Here is a 22391-nt window from a genome sequence, read left to right on the forward strand (position 1 = left end):
ATCTTCAGCGCCGCAGCTCTCACGTACACCGCAAACCCATTGTGGGAGCGAGCCTGCTCGCGATAGCGGTGTCACGGCCAGTGAAGATGTCGAACGTGCCGGCCTCATCGCGAGCAGGCTCGCTCCCACATTTGATCTTCAGCGCCGCAGCTCTCACGTACACCGCAAACCCACTGTAGGAGCGAGCCTGCTCGCGATAGCCGTGTCACGGCCGATAAAGATGTTGAACGTGCCGGCCTCATCGCGAGCAAGCTCGCTCCCACAGTTGATCTTCAGCGCCGCAGCTCTCACGTACACCGCAAATCCACTGTGGGAGCGAGCCTGAACTGGCCTAATGATTTTGGACACTTCAATCGGGCGCTATGATAGCGCCCAAATCTGAGGTGTTTGGATATGCGTAAATCTTATTCGAGTGAGTTCAAGCTCAAGGCTGCCAGCATGGTGCTGGATGAAGGCCAGCCGGTTACCGAGGTCTGTGCCAGCCTAGATATCGGCCCCACTGCTCTGCGCCGCTGGGTCGATCAAGTGCAAAAAGAACGCCTGGGTTCGACCCCGGTAGGGGCCAAGGCGATTACCGCTGATCAGCGAGAAATCCAGAGGCTCAAAGCCCTACTCAGGGAGAAAGACCTGGACATTGAAATCCTAAAAAAGGCCAGTGCTCTCCTGCTTTTGGACGCCAAAGATCATTCACGCTGATCGATGAGCTGGACGAGCAATACGGCGTTAAAAGGTGTTGCCGGGCGTTTGGGATCAACCGCAGTAGTTTCTACGCCTGGCGCCAGCGCCAAGGCAGAGCAAATCCTGAACGGGACAAGCTCAAAGCCGCGCTGGTCAGGCACCACAGGGCGTCCAGAGAGTCGGCCGGCGCACGTACTTTGTCCAAGGAGCTAAAAGCCAAAGGGCATCGTATCGGACGTTATATGGCTCGCAGTTTGATGCGCGAAGCTGGCATCGCTAGTCGTCAGCGCAGGCGCCATAAGTACAAGTCGCCGGGCGTTGAGGCATTGGTGGCGCCGCACGTGCTCAAGCGAAAATTTGATGTAACGGCGGTTAACCAGGTGTGGTGTGGCGACGTGACTTACATCAAGGTCGGCAAGCGGTGGATGTACTTCGCCGCCGTTCTGGATCTGTACGCTCGGAGGATCGTGGGTTGGTCGTTCTCGATGATTTCTGATGCCAACCTGACCTGCGAAGCGCTACGCATGGCGGTTGAGCTACGCGGCCACCCCCAGGATGTGTTGTTTCATTCAGACCAAGGTTGTCAGTACACCAGTCATAAATTCCGAAACGAGCTTGTGAAACACGGGTTTAGGCAAAGTATGAGCCGTAAAGGCGAGTGCTGGGACAACGCCCCCATGGAGCGTTTCTTTGGTAGTTTGAAATCAGAGTGGGTTCCTGAAACGGGCTACAAACTGGAACATGAGGCCCGGGCAGACGTGCAGCGCTATGTCTCGCGCTACAACATCAGCAGGCCTCACAGCTACAACGACTACCGGTCGCCGGTCGCGAAGGAAAGGTTGGCGGCGTGAACCTTAATCGGTGTCCAAGATTACTTGACCAGTTCAGCCTGCTCGCGATAGCGGTGTCACGGCCAGTGAAGATGTCGAACGTGCCGGCCTTATCGCGAGCAGGCTCGCTCCCACATTTGATCTTCAACGCCGCAGCTCTCATCTACACCGCAAACCCATTGTGGGAGCGAGCCTGCTCGCGATAGCGGTGTCACGGCCAGTGAAGATGTCGAACGTGCCGGCCTTATCGCGAGCAGGCTCGCTCCCACATTTGATCTTCAGCGCCGCAGCTCTCACCTACACCGCAAACCCATTGTGAGAGCGAGCCTGCTCGCGATAGCGGTGTCACGGCCAGTGGAGATGTTGAATATGCCGGCCTCATCGCGAGCAGGCTCGCTCCCACATTTGATCTTCAGCGCCGCAGCTCTCACGTACACCGCAAACCCATTGTGGGAGCGAGCCTGCTCGCGATAGCGGTGTCACGGCCAGTGAAGATGTCGAACGTGCCGGCCCCATCGCGAGCGGGCTCGCTCCCACATTTGATCTTCAGCGCCGCAGCTCTCACGTACACCGCAAATCCATTGTGGGAGCGAGCCTGCTCGCGATGGCGGGGTCACGGCCAGTGGAGATGTTGAATATGCCGGCCTCATCGCGAGCAGGCTCGCTCCCACATTTGATCTTCAACGCCGCAGCAGTCATGTACACAGCAAGGCAATTGTGGGGGCGGGCTGCTGGAAAAACTGAGTTTGCGCCCAACAAAAAGCCCCGCTTCCTTTCAGAAGCGGGGCTTTTTGTTTATCAGGCCAACTGAGGCTGTACGCTAACCGGCTGAAGCGGCAGCAACGGTGCATGCGGATCGGCCTTGACCGACTCACGCCATGCCGCCAGCCACTCGGGATGCGCCTCGTTCCAGACCTGCTCATGCAGGCGGGACAAGGCCACCGGGTCGCTCAGCAGCGCCAGTCGCTCGGCATTGCTGAGACCGGCCGGGCCAGCCTTCAGTGCGTGACGGACGCGTTCGACCCGTAGCCATTCAATCGGTTCGGCCTGGCCGTGACGGGAAGTCGCCAATGCACACGCCAAGGCATTCTGTTGCGGATCGACCACCGCCCGGATGAAGCCGTCGTTCAGCGCGTGCCAACGGTTTTCGTGGGTGTACTGGTCAGTCGACAGCAGCTCCTGAGGCGGTGCGTATTCCTCGGGGATCAGGAACAGGCTTTCATCACGGGACTTCAAGCCCAGGCCCACGCGACTGGAAATCACCGAGACCGGGATCGACAGCATCAGCGAGCCGACGATCGGCACGAGCCACCACAGGAAGCTTGGGTTCAGCCAGATCACCAGCAGTGCCCAGAAGAAGCCCAGTAAGGTCTGCGGGCCGTGGCGCTTGATGGCTTCGCTCCATGGCGTGGAGTCGTCGTCGCGCTTGGGCGAGTTCCAGGTCGCGGCCCAGCCCAGGAAAGCGGCAAGGACGAAGCGGGTATGAAAGATCATGCGCACCGGCGCCAGCAACATGGAGAACAGCATCTCCAGCAGCATCGACATCGTGACCTTGAACTTGCCACCGAACTCTTTCGCGCCTTTTGCCCAGATCAGCACGATACTCAAGAGCTTGGGCAGGAACAGCAGCACGATGGTGGTCGAGAACAGGGCGATGGCCTTCTCCGGGTGCCATTGCGGCCAGAGCGGATATAGCTGGCGCGGCTCCAGGAAGTATTGCGGCTCCATCAGCGTGTTCACGGCCAATAGCGCGGTGGACAGCACCAGGAAGAAGAACCACAGCGGCGCCGACAGGTAGGACATCACGCCCGTCAGGAATACCGCGCGGTGCACCGGGTGCATGCCCTTGACCAGGAACAGCCGGAAGTTCATCAGGTTGCCGTGGCACCAGCGACGGTCACGCTTGAGTTCGTCCAGCAGGTTCGGCGGCAACTCCTCATAGCTGCCTGGCAAGTCATAGGCAATCCACACGCCCCAACCGGCGCGGCGCATCAGCGCCGCTTCAACGAAGTCGTGGGAAAGGATCGCACCCGAGAACGCCCCTTTACCCGGCAACGGCGCCAGGGCGCAGTGGTCGATGAACGGCTTCATGCGGATGATCGCGTTGTGGCCCCAATAGTGCGACTCACCCAACTGCCAGAAGTGCAGGCCGGCGGTGAACAGTGGACCATAGACGCGGGTGGCGAACTGCTGCATGCGTGCATACAGCGTGTCCATGCCCGAGGCTTTTGGCGCGGTCTGGATGATGCCGGCGTCCGGCGTGGCTTCCATCAGACGCACCAGGCTGGTCAGGCATTCGCCGCTCATCACGGAGTCTGCATCGAGCACGACCATGTACTTGTAGTCACTGCCCCAACGACGGCAGAAGTCGTCGAGGTTGCCGCTCTTGCGCTTCACGCGGCGACGGCGACGGCGATAGAAGATCTTGCCGAAGCCGCCGGCTTCCCGGCAGACATCCAGCCAGGCTTGCTGTTCGGCGACGCAGATATCGGTCTCGTTGCTGTCGCTGAGCACGAAGAAGTCGAAGCGATCCAGGTCACCGGTGGCCGCGACGGATTCGAAGGTGGCGCGCAGCCCGGCGAATACCCGTGGCACATCCTCGTTACAGATCGGCATCACCAGCGCGGTGCGAGCGTCTTTCGGAATCGGCTCGTTGCCGGCGCTGGCACCGGAGATACGGTACTTGTCATGACCGGTGAGCAGTTCGAGAAAGCCCATCAGCGCGGTCCAGAAACCGGCCGACACCCAGCAGAACAAGATCCCGAACATGATCAGGATGCTGGTTTGCAGCGCATACGGCAGCACTTGCGTGGCCGTTTGCAACAACGGCTGGTGCAGCACTTCGTCCAGGTCCACCAGCGACCAGCCCTGGTACGGCATGATGCCTTTCATGTACCAGCCGGCGACGATGGTCTGGCCGAGCATCAGTATCAGCAGGATATAACGACGGATCGACCCCACGGTGCGCCAGCGAGCGTGCGGCAAAACGCGCTCGTCCTGGGGCGGCTTCGGCGGGTTGGTGCGACCGGTCAGGCGGCGCCATGCACGCACCAGGATATTGGTACGCCATGGCTCCGGCACGACCTTGGTCCGGCGAATCGGCGGCGTTGCTTTCAAGCACACCCGACCACTGGAATCGAGCGCCAGCATTTCGGCGTCCTCGAGTTCCTCGGCGGTGCTCAGCGTCAGGCGACGGCCTACCGAGGCTTGGGCCGCCTCGGTGGGTGCATCGAATGTCGGCGAAGCCAGGCGTTCATGCAGTTCGCTGAAGGACTTGCAGCCCGCCAGCTCGGCGCGCTGCTCGTCGGTCATCGGCAAATGGGCCAGATACTCGCGAAGAGATTCTGGTTGTACGGGAGTATTACTCATCGGCAGGCAACTGATAGCTCCAGGTCTCGGTCAGGACTTGCTCAGTCTGTTCCGGTTCCTGCGGGGTTGGGGTCGGCTCGGCGGCGGCGGTGGACGCCTTGACGGCCTTGGCTTCTTTTTGCTCGTTGGCTTGCTCGTTGGTTTTTTCTTTCTCGCTCTGCTGCTTGGCAACCTTGTCGGCCTTGGCCAAGGTGGTCACGGAATGCGAGGCGGCCGGCAGTTCGACCGGCACAAGCGGCCGGACCAGGGCGGCACGCATTTCGGTGGCCTTGCTCGGGTCCTTGATCTTCAGGCGCAGCGTCAAGCGCCAGCCCTTGGTTTCCGGGTTGTAGCGCACGCTGTTTTCAACGATCTCGGCGTTGTCGCCGACGCTCACCTGGCTACGCACTTCTGCGTTTTCCGGCAGCGCTTGCAGGGACGGGCCTTCAAAATCGACCAGGTAGGCCACGCTGCCATCCGGCTGGCGGATCAGGTTGGACTGTTTGACGTCGCCGGTGGAACGCAGGGTCTGTTTGACCCAGGCGCTGTCTGGCGAGTGCAGGCTGGCTTCATCGAGGGTCCAGTGCAGGCGATAGGCGAAGTCCAGAGGCTGGCCTGGCTCAGGCAGCTTTTCCGGGCTCCAGAACGCAACGATGTTGTCGTTGGTTTCATCGGCAGTCGGGATCTCGACCAGGTTCACGGTGCCCTTGCCCCAATCGCCTTTCGGCTCGATCCAGGCGCTTGGACGCTTGTCGTAACGGTCGTCCAGGTCCTCGTAGTGGCTGAAGTCACGGCCACGTTGCAGCAAGCCGAAACCACGCGGGTTTTCCACCGAGAAGCTGCTCACGGCCAGGTGTTTCGGGTTGTTCAAGGCTCGCCAGATCCACTCGCCGTTGCCGGCATGAATGGACAGGCCGCTCGAGTCGTGGAGCTCGCGACGGTAGTTCAGCACTTTGGACGGCTGGTTGGCGCCGAACAGGAACATGCTGGTCAACGGGGCGATGCCCAGCTTGTTGACGCGATCACGCAGGAATACGCGCGATTTCACGTCGACCACGGTGTCGGTGCCTGGACGCAGCGTCAGGCGATAGGCGCCGGTAGCCCGTGGCGAATCCAGCAAGGCGAAGATCACCAGATGCTTGTCGGTCGGTTTCGGGCGCTGGATCCAGAATTCGCGAAAGCGTGGGAACTCTTCACCCGACGGCAGTGCGGTGTCGATGGCCATGCCACGCGCGGACAAGCCGTAAACCTGGCCTTTGCCGATGACGCGGAAGTAGCTCGCGCCCAGCATGGTCATGATCTCGTCTTGCTTGTCGGCCTTGTTGATCGGGTACAGCACACGGAATCCCGCGTAGCCCAGCTGTTCGGTCGCCTTGGGATCGAACTTGACGTCACCGAAATCAAAGCGCTCCGGGTCATATTTGATCTCATCGACGGTGGTCGCGGTGATCTCATTGATTTTCACCGGCGTGTCGAAGTGCATGCCCTGGTGATAGAACGACAGCCGGAACGGCGTCTTCTGGTCGGCCCATTCAGCTTTTTCAGTGCGGAAACGAATTTTCTGATAATCGGCGAACTTCATTTCGCGGAATTCATTCGGCAAATTGCTGCGCGGGGCTTCGAACTTCTGCCCGGCCAGTTCTTGTGCCTTCGCCGATACATCATCCAGGCTGAATGCCCACAGTTGGCCGGCGCCAAACAGGCACAACAGGGCCGAGCCCGCTACCAGAGCGTTTCTAAACCGTTTGGCAGTCATTTTTGGTGCATTACAGGGACTAACAATCACGAGCAACCCTCGCCGAAAACTGATCAAAAAACCAACGGCCAGATAAAGTATCTACACGGTAACGGCGCTGAAAAACCGTTCCTGCGGACCACTCTTGCCAAGTTGGCGAGCATTGTTCCGACTCCGACGGGGCAAAATGATTCCCCAAACGGTTCAGGACAAGTCTCTACCTAAGTCAAATGGACCAGCGAACGCTGGTCCCCCGTAGCGCGCGATTATCTAGTAGGCCGCGTGACAACGCATCAGGGCTAGCAAAGTATTTATCGAGAAAACATCCTGTTTTGCCTCGAAACCGGACCGAAAAGATGTTTCAAACGCTTTCAGGCCTGTAACAGAAAGGTTACCGGGCCATCATTGACCAGATGCACTTGCATGTCGGCGCCGAATCTACCTGATGCCACGGTGCCATGCACCTGTTTCGCCTGGCTGAGCAAATAGTCGAACAACTCTTCACCGAGAGCGGGAGGCGCGGCGGTCGAAAAACTCGGGCGCAAGCCGCTCCTGGTGTCCGCCGCCAGGGTGAATTGCGACACCAACAGCAAATCGCCCTGCACATCCACCAGGGACAGGTTCATCTTCCCGTCGGCGTCGCTGAACACCCGGTAGTTAAGCAGCTTATGCAGGAGTTTGTCGGCGTGGGCAGGGGTATCCCCGGGCTCGACAGCCACCAGCACCAGCAAACCATGGTCCACCGCACCGACAATTTCCCCCGCGACTTCTACCCGGGCGCCGCGAACCCGTTGCAGCAACCCTTTCATGCTTCTTCGGGCGGCAGATCAAGCAGGCGTCGGGCCATTTGCGCGGCCGCGCGTACCAGCGCATCGGTGATCCCTGGCTCCGAGGCTGCATGGCCGGCGTCGCGAATCACCTGCAACTCGCTGTTGGGCCAGTTCTGGTGCAGCTCCCAGGCGTTGTCCAGTGGGCAGATCACATCGTAGCGGCCATGCACGATGACGCCGGGCAAATGGGCGATCTTGCCCATGTCGCGGATCAACTGGTTGGGTTCAAGAAATGCATTGTTGGTGAAGTAGTGGCATTCGATCCGGGCAATCGACAGCGCGCGCTGTGGCTCGGAGAAGCGGTCGACCACCAGCGGGTTCGGGCGCAGGGTCGCGGTACGGCCCTCCCACGTCGACCAGGCCTTGGCCGCGTGCATCTGGGCGATCTGGTCGTTACCGGTCAGGCGCTTGTGAAAGGCGCTGAGCAGGTCGTCGCGCTCATCCAGTGGGATCGGCGCGATGTAGTCCTGCCAGTAATCCGGAAACAGGCGGCTGGCGCCGGCCTGGTAGAACCACTCGATTTCCTGGGGACGGCAGAGAAAGATCCCACGCAAGATCAAGCCATGCACCCGCTCCGGATGGGTCTGGGCGTAGGCCAGGGCCAACGTTGACCCCCAGGAGCCGCCGAACAGCACCCACTTCTCGATGCCCAGGTGTTTGCGGATGCGCTCCAGGTCCTCGACCAGATCCCAGGTGGTGTTGTTTTCCAGGCTGGCGTGAGGCGTGGAACGACCACAACCGCGCTGGTCGAACGTGACGATGCGATACAGGTTCGGATCGAAATAGCGGCGGCTTTGCGCATCGCAACCGGCCCCCGGGCCACCATGAATGAACACCACCGGCAGGCCTTCTGGCGAGCCGCTTTCATCGACGTAGAGCGTGTGGGTGTCATCGACAGCCAGATCGTGCCGGGCATGGGGTTTGATCTGCGGGTACAAAGTCTGCATTGCGCGCTCCGTAAGGGGTCGAGTCATCCCTGTGGGGACTTCTATTTAGTCTGCCGTCCGGCATCATAAACCCGAATCACCTCAATGAGCATGCCCCCGCACAGTCAAAGCGTGTCAGCCAGGTATGCCAGCAGTGTGCGATACATCTGATCGACCTCTGGCACCAGCCCACGTGCGCGCAGGCAACCGTGGACCAGCCCTTCCCCCCGATACAGGACCGACACGCCCCCTGCGACATTCAATCGCTCGTGATAAAGAACGCCGTCATCACGCAGGGGGTCCCATTGCGCGACGGCGACAAAGGCAGGCGCCAAACCGCTCAGATCGTCGGCAAGCAACGGGGCGGCGTAGGGCATGGGGGCGGCACCGTGCAGGTACATGGCGTCGTAGCGTTGCAGGTCGCTGCTGCTCAAGAGAGGTGCGTCGAAACACTCCTGGCGCGACGGCAAATGCGCGGGGCCGCCTAGCGCCGGGTAAATCAGCACTTGGGTTCGCGGCTGAGGCTGGCCTGCATCACGCAGGGCCAGGCACAACGCGGCGGCGAGATTGCCTCCAGCGCTGTCGCCAGCCAGCGCTTTGCGTCGTGGATCAATGGCGAATGGGACGTCTGCCAAGTGATGCCACACCGCGAGGCAGTCTTCGAAACCGGCCGGATAGGGATGCTCCGGGGCGAGCCGGTAGTCCACCGCCACGACCAGCACATCAAGGCTTTCAGCCAGCTCCATGCAAATGAAGTCATGGGAATCCAGGTCCCCTACCACCCAACCACCACCGTGCAGGTAAAGGATGCACGGCCAGCCGGCCAATGGTGGCGCGACGCGCGCGTGATAGGCGCGGATGGCCACGCCAGCCAATTGCAGGTCCTCGACCGCAAGCGTTGACGGGCGCGACGGGGTGAACGCCCGACACATCTGGCTGTAGGCCTCGCGCGAGCCGGCGAGGCTGTCGTCCGGGCTCGTGAAGCTCAGGGTCTTGTCGACGAAGGCAGTCATTGCCTGGGAAAGTGGGTAGGCCACGGGGTTCTCAATGTCCAGGAGCTTGCATCAGTTCTTGAGACTCGCCTGCACCGCTGCAATTCCATCCTTGCCGTCGAAGCTGGTCACGGCGGCCAGCCAACGCTGCAGATCCTCGGGGTGCTCGCGCAGCCATTGCCTTGCGACGTCCTGGGGAGTCTTGCGCTCCATGATCGGCACCATCAGCTGACTTTCCTGGGCAGCGGTAAACGTCAGGTTTTCCAGCAGCCGCTGGACGTTGGGGCAACGCTGGGCGTAGTCCGGCGCGGTCACGGTGGAGACAGTCGCGGCACCTTCGTTCGGGCCATACACGTCTTCGCTGCCCGTCAGGTAGGCGATGTTCATGTTGATGTTCATCGGGTGCGGGGTCCAGCCAACGAAGACCACGAACTCCTTGCGATTCACCGCCCGTTGCACCGCCGCCAACATCCCCGCCTCGCCGGATTCGATCAGTTTGAAATCCTTGAGGCCAAAGTGATTGGTCTCGATCATGGTCTTGATGGTGGTGTTGGCGCCACTGCCCGGCTCGATGCCGTAGATCTTGCCGCCGAGCTCATCCTTGAACCGGGCGATATCGGCAAAGCTCTTGAGCCCTGCCGCCGCCACGTAATCGGGCACGGCCAGCGTGGCCTGGGCGTCGGCCAGGCTAGGTTTGTCCAGGACCTTCACTTGGTTGGCCGCCAGGAACGGGGCGATGTTCTTGTCCATCGCCGGTTTCCAATAGCCCAGGAAGATATCGAGTCGCTTGTCGCGGATGCCGGCGAAGATGATCTGTTGCACGGCGCTGGTCTGCTTGCTTTCGTAGCCAAGGCCGGTGAGCAGTACGTCCGCCATGCCACTGGTGGCAATGACGTCGGTCCAGTTGACCACGCCCATGCGCACGATCTGGCAAGACGCAGGCTCGGCGGCCATCGCGCCGGAGCTTAATAGAACGGTACCGCAGAGGAACGATAGACAGCGTTTGGACAGTCTTTTCATCGCGTGGGTCTCGTGCGGCAGTGGATTGTTGTAGGTCGGCGTCTAGATGCACCGTGCCTGGAACATTACGCAGCGTCGAGGGGGCGAAGGTGAACTGTGGCGACTTGGTTTTGCACGGTGGCGACAGTCCCCATTCCAGGGAGTCAGCGCCCATAAACCTGTGGCGAGGGGATTTATCCCCGCTGGACTGCGTAGCAGTCCCAAAATTCTGAATCCGTGTGGATCATCTATCTTTGGGGCCGCTTCGCGACCCAGCGGGGATAAATCCCCTCGCCACAGGTATTGGGTAGGTCTTTATTTCTTGTAGGCCTGCCGCCCCCACGCCAGGAAACCTTCGAGCAATTCCCTGAGCACCACCTGGGTCGGCGCCGCCAGGTCGGGCCGATAGTTGAACGGTTCGAACTCTTCCATGTAGGTGCTCTGGCATAGCTCCAGTTGCACCGCATGGATGTCCTGGGCCGGGTTGCCGTAATGGCGGGTGATGTGCCCGCCCTTGAAACGCCCGTTCAGCACGTGGGTGAACTGATCATGGCGGGCGCAAATGCCTTCGAGTTCGCTCGCCAGCGTCGGATTGCAACTGGCGCCGTTGAAGGTGCCCAGGTTGAAATCCGGCAGCTTGCCGTCGAACAGGTGCGGGATCACCGAGCGGATCGAGTGGGCATCGAACAGCAAGGCATAGCCGAACTCGGCCTTGAGCCGCGCCAGTTCTTGCTGCAGTGCTTGGTGATAGGGCATCCAGACCTGTTGCAGGTACGTCGCCCGCTCTTCGGCGGATGGCTCCAGACCTTCACGAAACAACGGCACGCCATCAAACAGCGTCGCCGGGTACAAGCCGGTGGTGGCACCGACGTACATCGGTTTGTCATCGGAGGGCCGGTTCAGGTCAACGACGAACCGTGAGTATTCGGCGGCCAGGGTGCTGGCGCCAAGCTCATCGGCAAACTCATAGAGCCGCGGAATGTGCCAATCGGTGTCCGGCAGGCTTTGGGCTTGCGGGATCAATCCGGCCTGTACCGCCGGGGTCAGGCGCAGGCCGGCATGAGGCATGCTGATCAACAGCGGCACGCGCCCTTGCTTGAAATTCAGAACCTTCTCCACAACCGTTCTCCTCAATCGATTTCCACGCCGTGACGCACGACGCGTTTTTCCAGCTCGCCACCGAGCCAATAGGACAGGTCAGCGGGGCGATCGATGTCCCAGGCGACAAAGTCCGCTACCTTGCCCGCTTCCAGCGAACCATGGGTCCCGGCCATGCCCAAGGCTTGAGCCGCGTGGATCGTCGCCCCAGCCAGGGCTTCTTCCGGGGTCATACGCAAACAGGTGCACGCCATGTTCAACATCAAGCGCAACGACAATGCCGGCGAGGTGCCGGGGTTGAGGTCGCTGGCCACGGCGATTTTCACGCCGTGCTTGCGCAGGGCATCCATGGGCGGCAGCTGGGTTTCACGCAGGAAATAAAACGCCCCTGGCAACAACACCGCCACGGTGCCGGACGCGGCCATGGCCTTGGCGTCGTCCTCGGTCATGAACTCCAGGTGATCGGCCGACAGCGCCTGGTAGCGCGCCGCCAGGCTGGAGCCATTGAGCGACGACAATTGTTCAGCGTGCAGCTTCACCGGCAGGCCCAATTGCTGCGCGGTGATAAACACCCGCTCGACCTGCGCCGGGGAAAAGGCCAGGTACTCGCAAAAAGCGTCAACGGCGTCCACCAGCCCTTCAGCCGCCAACGCGGGCAGCATTTCAGCGCAAATGTGCTCGATGTAGTCATCGGCGCGATCCTGGTATTCCGGCGGCAAGGCATGGGCCGCCAGGCACGTGCTGCGCACACTGACCGGAAGCTCGGCACCGAGGCGGCGGATGACGCGCAGGATCTTGCGCTCGCTGGCCAGGTCCAGGCCGTAGCCGGACTTGATTTCCACCGTGGTCACGCCATCGCGCATCAGGCTCTTCAGGCGTCTGGCGGCGCTGGCGAACAGCTCGTCCTCACTGGCGGCGCGGGTGGCGCGCACGGTGCTGGCGATGCCACCGCCGGCCGCCGCTATTTCGGCGTAGCTGACGCCTTGCAGGCGCTGTTCGAATTCACCGCTGCGGTTGCCGCCAAACACCGTGTGGGTGTGGCAGTCGATCAGCCCCGGCGTGACCCAGGCGCCCTTGAGGTCGTTGACCGCCGGATAGTCGCCCATCGGCAGTTCGGCACGGGGCCCGATCCATTGAATGTGCTCGCCCTGGGTGACGATGGCGGCGTCTTCTATGATCGAGTAGACGCCCTGGGCCATGGTGGCGGCGTGGCAGTTTTGCCAGAGGGTTTTCATCCCGGTTTCCTCGTCGCGTTCAAAATCGAATCGCGAGCAGGCTCGCTCCCACAAGGGTCAGGGTGTACCCAAATGAATGTTCAACCCCTACCCCTGTGGGAGCGAGCTTGCTCGCGATGAGGCCCTTACAGACTCGGCAACAACTGCGCCGTGACCAGCTCGTTCAGGCAGCGACTCGCCAACAATTCACTCGCTGCATTGATATCCGGGGCAAAGAATCGGTCCTTCTCATAGAACGGCACTTCTGCACGCAACAGACCCCGGGCCTGTTCCAGCTTGGCGGAGGTCTTCAAACCGCCGCGCAGGTCCAGCCCTTGGCACGCCGCCAGCCATTCCACCGCCAGGATCCCGCGGGTGTTCTCGGCCATTTCCCACAGGCGCTTGCCAGCGGCCGGGGCCATGGAGACGTGGTCTTCCTGGTTGGCCGAGGTCGGCAGGCTATCCACCGAATGAGGATGGGACAGCGCTTTGTTTTCACTCGCCAGCGCCGCCGCTGTCACCTGGGCAATCATGAACCCGGAGTTCACACCGCCATTGGCCACCAAAAACGGCGGCAGCTGCGACATGTGCTTGTCCATCATCAGCGAAATGCGTCGCTCGCTCAGGGAGCCAATTTCGGCAATCGCCAGGGCCATGTTGTCCGCCGCCATCGCCACCGGTTCGGCGTGGAAGTTGCCACCGGAAATCACATCGCCCTCGGCGGCGAACACCAGCGGGTTATCCGACACGGCGTTGGCCTCGATCACCAGCACCTCGGCAGCCTGGCGGAACTGGGTCAGGCAGGCGCCCATCACTTGCGGTTGGCAACGCAGGGAGTACGGGTCCTGGACCTTGTCACAGTTCTGGTGCGAATCGGAAACTTCGCTGCGCTCGCCCAGCAGGTCTCGATAGGCCGCGGCGGCATCGATCTGGCCTTTCTGGCCGCGAGCCGCATGGATGCGCGCATCGAATGGCGAACGCGAACCGAGCACCGCTTCGACAGTGAGGCTACCCAGGGCCAGGGCGCCAGCGAACAGGTCTTCGCCTTCGAAAAGGCCGCGCAAGGCAAACGCGGTGGACACCTGGGTGCCGTTGAGCAGCGCCAAGCCTTCCTTCGCGGCCAGGGTCAGCGGCGCGAGGCCAGCAACTTTCAAGGCGTCGACGGCCGGCAGCCATTCGCCCTTGTAGCGGGCCTTGCCTTCGCCCAGCAGCACCAGGGACATGTGCGCCAGCGGTGCCAGGTCACCGGATGCGCCCACCGAACCTTTCAACGGAATGTGTGGATAAACCTCGGCGTTGATCAGCGCGATCAGCGCATCGATCACCTGCCGACGAATGCCCGAGAAACCTCGGCTCAGGCTGTTGACCTTGAGCACCATGACCAACCGCACCAGCGCATCGCTGATCGGCTCGCCCACACCGGCGGCATGGGACAGCACCAGGGAACGCTGCAGGTTTTCCAGGTCCTCGCTTGCGATGCGAGTCGAGGCCAGCAGGCCGAAACCGGTGTTGATGCCATAGGCGGTGCGGTTCTCGGCAAGAATCTGTTCCACGCACGCAACGCTGGCTTTGATCTGCGCCGACGCACTGGCATCAAGGCTCAGGGTGACCGGTTGCTGGTAGATGTCGCGCAATTGAGCCAGGCTCAATTGGCCGGGAATCAGGTTTAAGGCAGTCATTTATTGCTCCTTTTGAGAGTTTTGTTTTTTCATTCGCCAGTCGCTCCGGAATGCTCCGTTATCCGTCACCTTCGCTTTTTGGGCGATGCCTAGGGGCTATAGGTGCCTTGGCACGCTGGCGCTTTTTTGATCAATGCAAATTCGGTAATACGTTTTTCAGGAGGTGCGGGTCGCTGAGCAGCCCGGCGGCACTGGCGATGTCCGGCGCCAGCCAGCGGTCCTGGTCGTAGGCCGGAACGCGCTCGCGCAGCAGTTTCCAGGCGATGTCGGTGCCGGCGCCGAAGCGCTGCGCCTTGAGAAACTCGAAGGCCTGGGCCGCCAGCAGGTACTCGATGGCGAGGATCTGCGTGCAGTTTTCCAGCGCCCGGTGCAGCTTCAAGGCCGCGTTGGTGCCCATGCTCAAATGGTCTTCCTGCAACCCGGAGGTGACGAAATTGTCCAGCACCGCCGGTTGCGCCAGTTGCTTGTTCTCCGCGCACAGCGACGCGGCAACGTATTGCACGATCATCATTCCCGAGTTCACGCCCGGGTTGGCGACCAAAAATGCCGGCAAGCCGCTGACGTGAGGATTGATCAGGCGGTCGAGGCGACGCTCGGCGATCGAACCGATCTCGGCCATGGCAATCGCCAGCAGGTCCGCCGCCAACGCCACCGACTGGCCGTGTGGATTGGCCTGGGACATGACCCGGAAACTCTCCGGCGTACCCAGCAGCATTGGGTTATCGGTGACAGCGTTGAGCTCGGTTTCGATCTGTTGCCGAGCATGCTCCAACTGATCGCGAGCGGCGCCGTGAACCTGGGGAATCGAGCGGATGCTCAAGGCATCCTGGGTGCGGATACCCAGGCTCGAAGCAATGACTTCGCTGCCATCGAGCAACGCGCGCAGATTCGCACCAACCTGTTGCATGCCCGGGTGTGGCTTGAGGGCGATGATCTCGGCATCGAACGCGGCAATCTGCCCGCGCTGGGCCTCGAAGCTCATGGCACCGATCACGTCGGCCCATTGCACCAGCCGCGTGGCATCGGCCAGGGCCAGGCAACTGAGCCCGGTCATGCACGGCGTGCCGTTGACCAGGCACAAACCGTCCTTCGCTCCCAACTGCACCGGCTGCAGGCCTTCTGCGGCCAAGGCCTGTTGCGCCGGGACGATCTGCCCGCGATAGCTGACTTGCCCAACGCCCAACAGCGCGATACCGATGTGGGCCATGTGGGTCAAGTAACCCACTGAGCCCTGGGACGGCACTTGTGGCGTAATGCCGCGATTGAGCAACGCCAGTAATGCCTCGACCACCCGGCGATGGATACCGGACTTGCCTTGGCTGTAGTTGTGGATAGCGGCGCAGAGAATCGCCCGGGTCTGCTCGTCGGCGAGTGCCGGGCCGACGCCACAGGCGTGGCTGAGCAGGGTGTTGCGCGACAATTGGCTGAGCTGTTCGTCCTGGAGCGAGACATTGCACAAGGCGCCCAGGCCGGTGTTGACGCCATAGGCACGCTCGCCGCTTTCGACGATGCGCTGGACGATGGCCTGGGCATTGTCGATCCGCGCCCAGACCTGGGCCGACAGCTCGAGCGTAGCGCCGAAGCGGGCGACGGCGACTACGTCCTGCCAGCGCAGGGGGGCGCCGGTGATGATGATTTTTTCAGCCTGGGACATCTCAAACCTCATTCCAAATTCTCAGTGCGCTGTCTCTTGGGTTGAAGGCATCACTCCCGTGGCGAGGGAGCTTGCTCCCGCCCGGCCGGGCTGGCGCTCCAGCGCGTAGGGGCCGCCTCTTTTGGGTCTGCTACGCAGCCCAGCGGGAGCAAGCTCCCTCGCCACAACAGCCTGCCAGCCCAAAATAGCTGTCCGCCGGCCACATCAGCCTTACACCACCGCAGCCCGGCGCTGCACGAACCGATCGACATACTCATCCGCCGGCGAGTGCAGGATCTCTCGCGGCGTGCCGACCTGAATCAGCTTGCCGTCCTTGAGGATCGCAATGCGGTTGCCGATGCGCACGGCCTCGTCGAGGTCGTGGGTGATGAAAACGATGGTCTTGTGCAGGGTCTTTTGCAGCTCCAGCAACTGGTCCTGCATTTCCGCGCGGATCAGCGGGTCGAGGGCGCTGAAGGCTTCGTCCATGAGGATGATGTCGGTATCGGCCGCCAAGGCACGGGCCAGGCCGACGCGCTGGCGCATGCCGCCGGAGAGCTGGTGCGGGTATTTGTTCTCGTAGCCTTTCAGGCCGACGGTGTTGATCCAGTGCAGCGCGCGCTCGGCGCACACCTGCTTGCTTTCGCCGCGCACTTTCAAGCCATAGGCGACGTTGTCCAACACGCTCTTGTGGGGAAGCAGGCCGAAGCTCTGGAAGACCATGCTGATCTTGTGCCGACGAAATTCGCGCAGGGCGTCCATGTCCAGCTGCAGGATGTCTTCGCCGTCCACCAGGATGGCGCCGCTGGTTGGGTCGATCAGCCGGTTGAAATGGCGCACCAGGGTGGATTTTCCGGAGCCCGACAGGCCCATGATCACGAAGATCTCGCCGGTGCCGATGCTCAGCGACAGATCGTTCACGCCGACCACGCAGCCGGTCTCGGCCAGCACCTGGTCCTTGGTCTTGTTCTGGCGGATCAGCGCCAGGGCTTCCTTGGAGCGGTTGCCGAAAATCTTGAAGACATTTTTGACTTCGATCTTGCTGATGACTTCGTTGCTCATTTGCTCACCTCGTGCCGCGGACGACCATAGGCCTGGGTAATGCGGTCGATGACCACGGCGAGAATCACGATGGCCAGCCCCGCTTCCAGGCCGCGCCCGACGTTGAGGGTCTGGATGCCCACCAGCACGTCTTCACCCAGGCCACGGGCGCCGATCATCGAGGCGATGACCACCATCGACAGGGCCATCATGGTGGTCTGGTTGATCCCGGCCATGATGCTCGGCAGGGCCAGGGGCAGCTGCACGCCGAACAGCTGTTGCCAGCGATTGGCGCCAAAGGCGTTGATGGCCTCCATGACCTCGCCATCCACCTGGCGGATGCCCAGATCGGTGAGGCGAATCAACGGTGGCGCGGCATAGATCACCGTGGCGAAAATCGCCGGGACCTTGCCCAGGCCAAACAGCATCAACACCGGAATGAGGTACACGAAGCTGGGCATCGTCTGCATGATGTCCAGCAACGGCATCAGCACCGAACGAAGGCGGTTGCTGCGCGCCGAGAGGATGCCCAGCGGGATGCCGATCATCACCGAGATCAGCGTCGCCACCAGCATCAGGGCGAGGGTCTGCATCAGTTTGTCCCACAGGCCCACCGCACCCACCAGGAACAGCAGGCCGACGATCACCGCCGTAGCGACGACCTTGCGGGTGGCGTGCCAGGCAACGCCGCCGACGATGGCCAGCATCAGCCACCAGGGTGCCATGCGCAGCAGGCCTTCAAGGCTGACGATGGCCCACAGCAACGTGTCGGAGATCTGCCGGAACACATCGCCATAGTTGGTCACCAGGGCGTCGACCCAACCGTTGACCCAGTCGGCGATGGAGAAGGTAAAGCTTTCGGGAAACATAAGAGACTCTCGATCAGGTGGATGCGGTGAACGTCCCGGCCCGCCCTTTGGCTGGCCGGGAAATATTCGACCTACAGAGCCGCGTCGATTTTCTTGGCTGCGTCTTCGCTGACCCAGGCATGCCAGACTTCAGGATGTTCCTTCAGGAAGATCTTCGCCAGTTTCGGCGACTCGATCCGCTCTTTGGCCATGCGGCCGAGGTTCTGGTTCAGGATATCGATCGGCAGGTTGACCTTTTCCAGCACAGCCACCAGCTCCGGGGCTTCGTCGTGGAAGGTCTTGGACAGGCCGACCTTGATGCTCACGCTTTTATCCACGCCCGGTTTTTCTTCCAGTTTCACCAGGTCCACCTGGCCCATCAGCGGCGTCGGCGACCAGTAGTAGAACAGGATCGGCTCGCCACGCTTGTAGCTCGACAGCACGGCTGCATCCAGCGCCGGGCCGGTGCCCGGACGGAAGTTGGTATAAGTCTTTTCCAGGCCGTAGCTCTTCAGCATTTCGCTGTTGTCCAGCTCGCACGTCCAGCCGGCCGGGCAGTTGTAGAAGCGACCCTTGGACGGTTCCTCAGGATCCTTGAACACGGCGGCGTACTGGCCCAGGTCGGCGATGTTCTTCAGGCCTGGCGCCTTGGCTTCCAGCTTGCGCTTGGCATCGCCTTCGATCACGTAGCGTGGCACGTACCAGCCTTCGATGGCCCCCACCACCGGCGCACCGACGCCCACCACCTTGCCGGCCTTCTCGGCCTTGTTCCACACTTCGCTGCGGCCGACCCACTCTTCGGCGAATACCTGGATGTCGTTGCTGCTCAGGGCATTTTCCATGGTGATGGAGTTGCCGGGCAGGCTATCGGTCTTGCAGCCGTAACCCTTGTCCAGCACCACTTGCATCACGTCGGTCAGCAGCATGCCGCTTTCCCAGTTCAGGCCGGCGAACTTCACCGGTTTGCCCGACTCGCACCAGCCTGCCGCTTGCGTGGCGCCGGCACTGGCCAGCAGGCCCATGGACAGCAATGTGGTCAGCAGGGTCTTGTTCGATTTCATTATGTGACGCTCCTAATCAGTTGGATTGGCTTACGGCAGTCAAGAGGCATCCAGCCCTGTCAACGTCCCATCAGACCGCTTGGATGCGGCCCGCCCTGCTCGGTTGTGCGTCAACCGCGTCCTGCTCGACCGGCAGGATCAATTGATCGGGTACGGCGCTGTGCCATTTTCTAGCGATGACGTAGTACAGCACCGCCGGAACCACCAAGCCGATGATCCACGAGATATCCACACCGCCCATGGCCTCCACCAGCGGACCGGTATAGAACTTGGTGGCGATGAACGGCAACTGGACCAGTACGCCGAAGACGTAGACGCTGATACCCAGTGCGTTCCAACGACCGTAGCGACCGTTCGGATCGGCGAGTGCCGGCACGTCATAGCGCTCACGGGTTATGCAGTAGTAGTCCACCAGGTTGATCGCGCTCCAAGGCGTAAAGAACGCCAGCAGGAACAGGATGAAGGACTTGAACGCACCGAGGAACGAGTGCTGGCCGAGCAGCGCGATCAGGGTCGCGGCGCCGACAATGAACAGCACGAACACCAGGCGTTGCACCCGCGTTACGTTCAGGTGACCACGGAAACCGCTGATGATGGTCGCAATGCACATGAAGCTGCCGTAGGAGTTCAGCGTGGAAATGGTGACCTTGCCGAACGCGATGCTGAAATACAGCAGCGCGGCGGTAGCGCCGGTGCCACCCAGGCCAACGATGTAGGCCACTTCGTGGCCGGCGAACTGCCCGTTGGCCGAGGCGGCGGCAAACACACCGAGGATCATCGCCACCTGCGCGCCGATGACTGAACCTGCGCCTGCGGCAAAGAAGGTTTTCACCGAGGACGTCTTGCTCGGCAGGTAACGCGAGTAGTCCGCGACGTAGGGGCCGAAGGCGATCTGCCAGGAGGCCGCGAGCGACACCGCAAGCAGGAAACTGCTCCAACTGAAGTGGCGGATCTGCAGGAGTGCGCCCACATCCGTATGGCTGATCAGGCGAGCGAACAGGTAAACGAAGGCGATCACACCGATGATGCTGGCGACACGGCCGATCCAGTGAATCACCCGATAACCAAGCACCGTGACCAACACGATGACACTGGCGAAAATGAGGATGCCGACACTGTCGCTGACGCCAAACAACTGGCCCAGCGCCTGGCCGGATAGCACGGTGCCCGTTGCGGTGAAACCCAGGTACATCAGGCACACCAGCACGATCGGGATGGCCGCGCCATATACACCAAACTGCACCCGGCTGGAGATCATCTGCGGCAGCCCGAGCTTTGGCCCTTGGGCGGCGTGCAACGCCATGACACCACCGCCGAGCAACTGGCCGATCAGCAAACCGATTAACGACCAGAACACATCACCCCCCAACACCACCGCCAACGCACCGGTGACAATGGCGGTGATCTGCAGATTGGCCCCCATCCAGAGGGTGAACTGGCTAAACAGATGACCGTGTCTTTCCCCTTCCGGGATGTAGTCGATCGAGCGCTTCTCGATCAACGGCTTGCTGCTATCGCGTGTGCTGGTGACAGCCATGGTTCAACCTCTGTGGATTGTTCTGGTTCGAACGATGCTCTTATTTGTGGGAGCGAGCCTGCTCGCGATGAGGCCGACACATTCGATACATGCGTTGGCTGACAGGCCGCCATCGCGAGCAGGCTCGCTCCCACAGTTTTTGCACTTACTTGCCAGTGATCATCGGCAGGTTGAGGCCCTGCTCCTTCGCGCAATCGATCGCGATCTGGTAACCGGCGTCGGCGTGGCGCATCACGCCAGTGCCCGGGTCGTTATGCAGTACGCGAGCAATCCGTTCGGCCGCTTCGTCGGTGCCATCGCAGACAATCACCATGCCCGAATGCTGGGAGAAGCCCATGCCGACGCCGCCGCCGTGGTGCAGCGAAACCCAGGTCGCGCCGCTGGCGGTGTTGAGCAATGCGTTGAGCAGTGGCCAGTCGGAAACGGCGTCGGAACCGTCCTGCATGGATTCGGTTTCGCGGTTCGGGCTGGCCACGGAACCGGAGTCCAGGTGGTCGCGGCCGATGACGATCGGCGCCGACAACTCGCCGCTGCGGACCATCTCGTTGAACGCCAGGCCCAACTTGGCGCGTTGGCCCAGGCCAACCCAGCAGATCCGCGCCGGCAAGCCTTGGAAGCTGATGCGCTCGCGGGCCATGTCCAACCAGTTGTGCAGGTGGGCGTCGTCGGGGATCAGTTCCTTGACCTTGGCGTCGGTCTTGTAGATGTCCTGCGGGTCACCGGACAGCGCCGCCCAACGGAACGGGCCAATGCCGCGGCAGAACAGAGGACGGATGTAGGCCGGGACGAAACCCGGGAAGTCGAATGCGTTTTCCACGCCTTCTTCCTGGGCCATCTGACGGATGTTGTTGCCGTAGTCGAAGGTCGGCACGCCCATTTTCTGGAATTCGAGCATCGCTTTGACGTGGACGGCCATCGATTGCTTGGCGGCCTTCACCACGGCGGCGGGTTCAGTCTTGGCGCGGGCACGGTATTCGTCCCAGGTCCAGCCGGCAGGCAAGTAACCATTGAGTGGGTCGTGGGCGCTGGTCTGGTCTGTGACCATGTCCGGGCGCACACCACGACGGACCATTTCTGGCAGGATTTCAGCCGCGTTCCCACACAGTGCGATGGAAATCGCCTTGCCTTCGGCGGTGTATTTCTCGATGCGCGCCAGGGCGTCGTCCAGATCCTTGGCTTGTTCGTCGACGTAACGGGTTTTCAGGCGGAAATCGATACTCACCTGCTGGCACTCGATGTTCAGCGAGCACGCACCGGCCAAAGTCGCGGCCAACGGTTGCGCGCCGCCCATGCCGCCGAGGCCGGCGGTCAGGACCCAGCGGCCCTTGAGGTTGGAGTCGTAATGCTGGCGGCCGGCCTCGACGAAGGTTTCATACGTGCCTTGCACGATGCCCTGGCTGCCGATGTAGATCCAGCTGCCGGCGGTCATCTGGCCGTACATGGCCAGGCCCTTGGCGTCGAGCTCGTTGAAGTGTTCCCAACTGGCCCAGTGCGGCACCAGGTTGGAATTGGCGATCAGTACGCGCGGGGCGTTGCTGTGGGTCTTGAACACGCCCACCGGCTTGCCGGACTGCACCAGCAGGGTTTCATCGTCATTCAGATGGGTGAGGCTTTCGACGATCTTGTCGTAGCACTCCCAGTTGCGCGCCGCGCGCCCGATGCCACCGTAGACCACCAGCTCCTTGGGGTTCTCGGCCACTTCCGGGTCGAGGTTGTTCATCAGCATGCGCAGCGGCGCTTCGGTCAGCCAGCTCTTGGCGGTCAGCGTGTTACCGCGAGGGGCACGGATTTCAACGTCACGGTATTTTTCAGGTTTGCGGGTAGCGTCGGTCACAGCAAAAACTCCTCAGCGATCAATCCAGACCAGCCCGGGCAGTGGGCAGCGATTAAGCGAACGTAGCGTTGAATGCAGAGGACTCATACGCATACGTCTTTGCTTGTA

17 protein-coding genes are annotated in these 22391 nt (G+C 61.6%); 2 read left to right on the plus strand and 15 right to left on the minus strand.

The window, feature by feature from the left end; genetic code table 11:
• Positions 1-393: 393 nt before the first annotated feature.
• Together J3P92_RS23415 and J3P92_RS23420 are read left to right on the plus strand one after the other, a co-directional pair.
• The gene (locus J3P92_RS23415; protein WP_014717988.1) at positions 394-696 is read left to right on the plus strand and encodes a transposase; all 303 of its coding nucleotides are present in this window, start codon (positions 394-396) and stop codon (positions 694-696) included.
• 8 nt (positions 697-704) lie between these two features.
• Positions 705-1529 carry an IS3 family transposase gene (locus tag J3P92_RS23420; RefSeq protein ID WP_434611621.1) on the plus strand — a complete coding sequence of 275 codons (825 nt, stop codon included), beginning with the start codon at positions 705-707 and terminating at the stop codon, positions 1527-1529.
• 777 nt (positions 1530-2306) lie between these two features.
• Here J3P92_RS23420 and mdoH read toward each other — a convergent pair.
• The 15 genes from mdoH to hutU all read right to left on the minus strand — a co-directional run bounded on the left by mdoH (position 2307) and on the right by hutU (position 22283).
• On the minus strand, positions 2307-4877 hold the full coding sequence (mdoH, locus tag J3P92_RS23425) for a glucans biosynthesis glucosyltransferase MdoH (RefSeq protein WP_434649228.1): 2571 nt from the start codon (positions 4875-4877) through the stop codon (positions 2307-2309).
• The gene (locus J3P92_RS23430; RefSeq protein ID WP_434649230.1) at positions 4870-6612 is read right to left on the minus strand and encodes a glucan biosynthesis protein; all 1743 of its coding nucleotides are present in this window, start codon (positions 6610-6612) and stop codon (positions 4870-4872) included. The genes mdoH and J3P92_RS23430 overlap by 8 nt, the downstream gene beginning before the upstream one ends.
• 350 nt (positions 6613-6962) lie before the next feature.
• On the minus strand, positions 6963-7400 hold the full coding sequence (gene dtd, locus J3P92_RS23435) for a D-aminoacyl-tRNA deacylase (protein ID WP_434649232.1): 438 nt from the start codon (positions 7398-7400) through the stop codon (positions 6963-6965).
• A complete protein-coding gene (gene pip, locus J3P92_RS23440) occupies positions 7397-8368 on the minus strand; it encodes a prolyl aminopeptidase (protein WP_003196909.1) in 972 nt (323 codons plus the stop codon). Before pip ends, dtd begins: the two co-directional genes overlap by 4 nt.
• A gap of 104 nt (positions 8369-8472) precedes the next feature.
• Positions 8473-9360 (minus strand): alpha/beta hydrolase, encoded by an 888-nt coding sequence (locus J3P92_RS23445; protein WP_434651192.1) that lies wholly within the window; start codon positions 9358-9360, stop codon positions 8473-8475.
• Between the two features lie 51 nt (positions 9361-9411).
• Complete coding sequence (locus J3P92_RS23450; protein WP_434649234.1) at positions 9412-10359, minus strand: choline ABC transporter substrate-binding protein; 948 nt, start codon at positions 10357-10359, stop codon at positions 9412-9414.
• Between the two features lie 294 nt (positions 10360-10653).
• Positions 10654-11457 carry an N-formylglutamate deformylase gene (gene hutG / locus J3P92_RS23455; RefSeq protein WP_434649236.1) on the minus strand — a complete coding sequence of 268 codons (804 nt, stop codon included), beginning with the start codon at positions 11455-11457 and terminating at the stop codon, positions 10654-10656.
• Positions 11458-11468: 11 nt separating this feature from the next.
• Positions 11469-12671: an imidazolonepropionase gene (gene hutI, locus J3P92_RS23460; RefSeq protein ID WP_434649238.1), complete on the minus strand. Its 1203-nt coding sequence runs from the start codon at positions 12669-12671 to the stop codon at positions 11469-11471.
• Between the two features lie 125 nt (positions 12672-12796).
• Positions 12797-14329 (minus strand): histidine ammonia-lyase, encoded by a 1533-nt coding sequence (gene hutH / locus J3P92_RS23465; RefSeq protein WP_434649240.1) that lies wholly within the window; start codon positions 14327-14329, stop codon positions 12797-12799.
• 130 nt (positions 14330-14459) lie between these two features.
• Positions 14460-15983, minus strand: coding sequence for a histidine ammonia-lyase (gene hutH / locus J3P92_RS23470; RefSeq protein WP_434649242.1), 1524 nt, complete (start codon positions 15981-15983; stop codon positions 14460-14462).
• A gap of 210 nt (positions 15984-16193) precedes the next feature.
• Positions 16194-17024, minus strand: coding sequence for a quaternary amine ABC transporter ATP-binding protein (locus J3P92_RS23475; protein ID WP_434649244.1), 831 nt, complete (start codon positions 17022-17024; stop codon positions 16194-16196).
• Positions 17021-17872, minus strand: a complete 852-nt coding sequence (locus tag J3P92_RS23480) for an ABC transporter permease (RefSeq protein ID WP_420767009.1) — start codon at positions 17870-17872, stop codon at positions 17021-17023. The genes J3P92_RS23475 and J3P92_RS23480 overlap by 4 nt, the downstream gene beginning before the upstream one ends.
• A 71-nt stretch (positions 17873-17943) precedes the next feature.
• On the minus strand, positions 17944-18912 hold the full coding sequence (locus J3P92_RS23485) for an ABC transporter substrate-binding protein (RefSeq protein WP_434627985.1): 969 nt from the start codon (positions 18910-18912) through the stop codon (positions 17944-17946).
• Between the two features lie 70 nt (positions 18913-18982).
• Positions 18983-20449: a purine-cytosine permease family protein gene (locus J3P92_RS23490; protein WP_420767007.1), complete on the minus strand. Its 1467-nt coding sequence runs from the start codon at positions 20447-20449 to the stop codon at positions 18983-18985.
• Between the two features lie 145 nt (positions 20450-20594).
• A complete protein-coding gene (gene hutU / locus J3P92_RS23495) occupies positions 20595-22283 on the minus strand; it encodes a urocanate hydratase (protein ID WP_420767006.1) in 1689 nt (562 codons plus the stop codon).
• Positions 22284-22391: the final 108 nt, after the last annotated feature.

This window comes from Pseudomonas sp. D3-27 (assembly GCF_051132165.1).
Lineage (GTDB): Bacteria > Pseudomonadota > Gammaproteobacteria > Pseudomonadales > Pseudomonadaceae > Aquipseudomonas.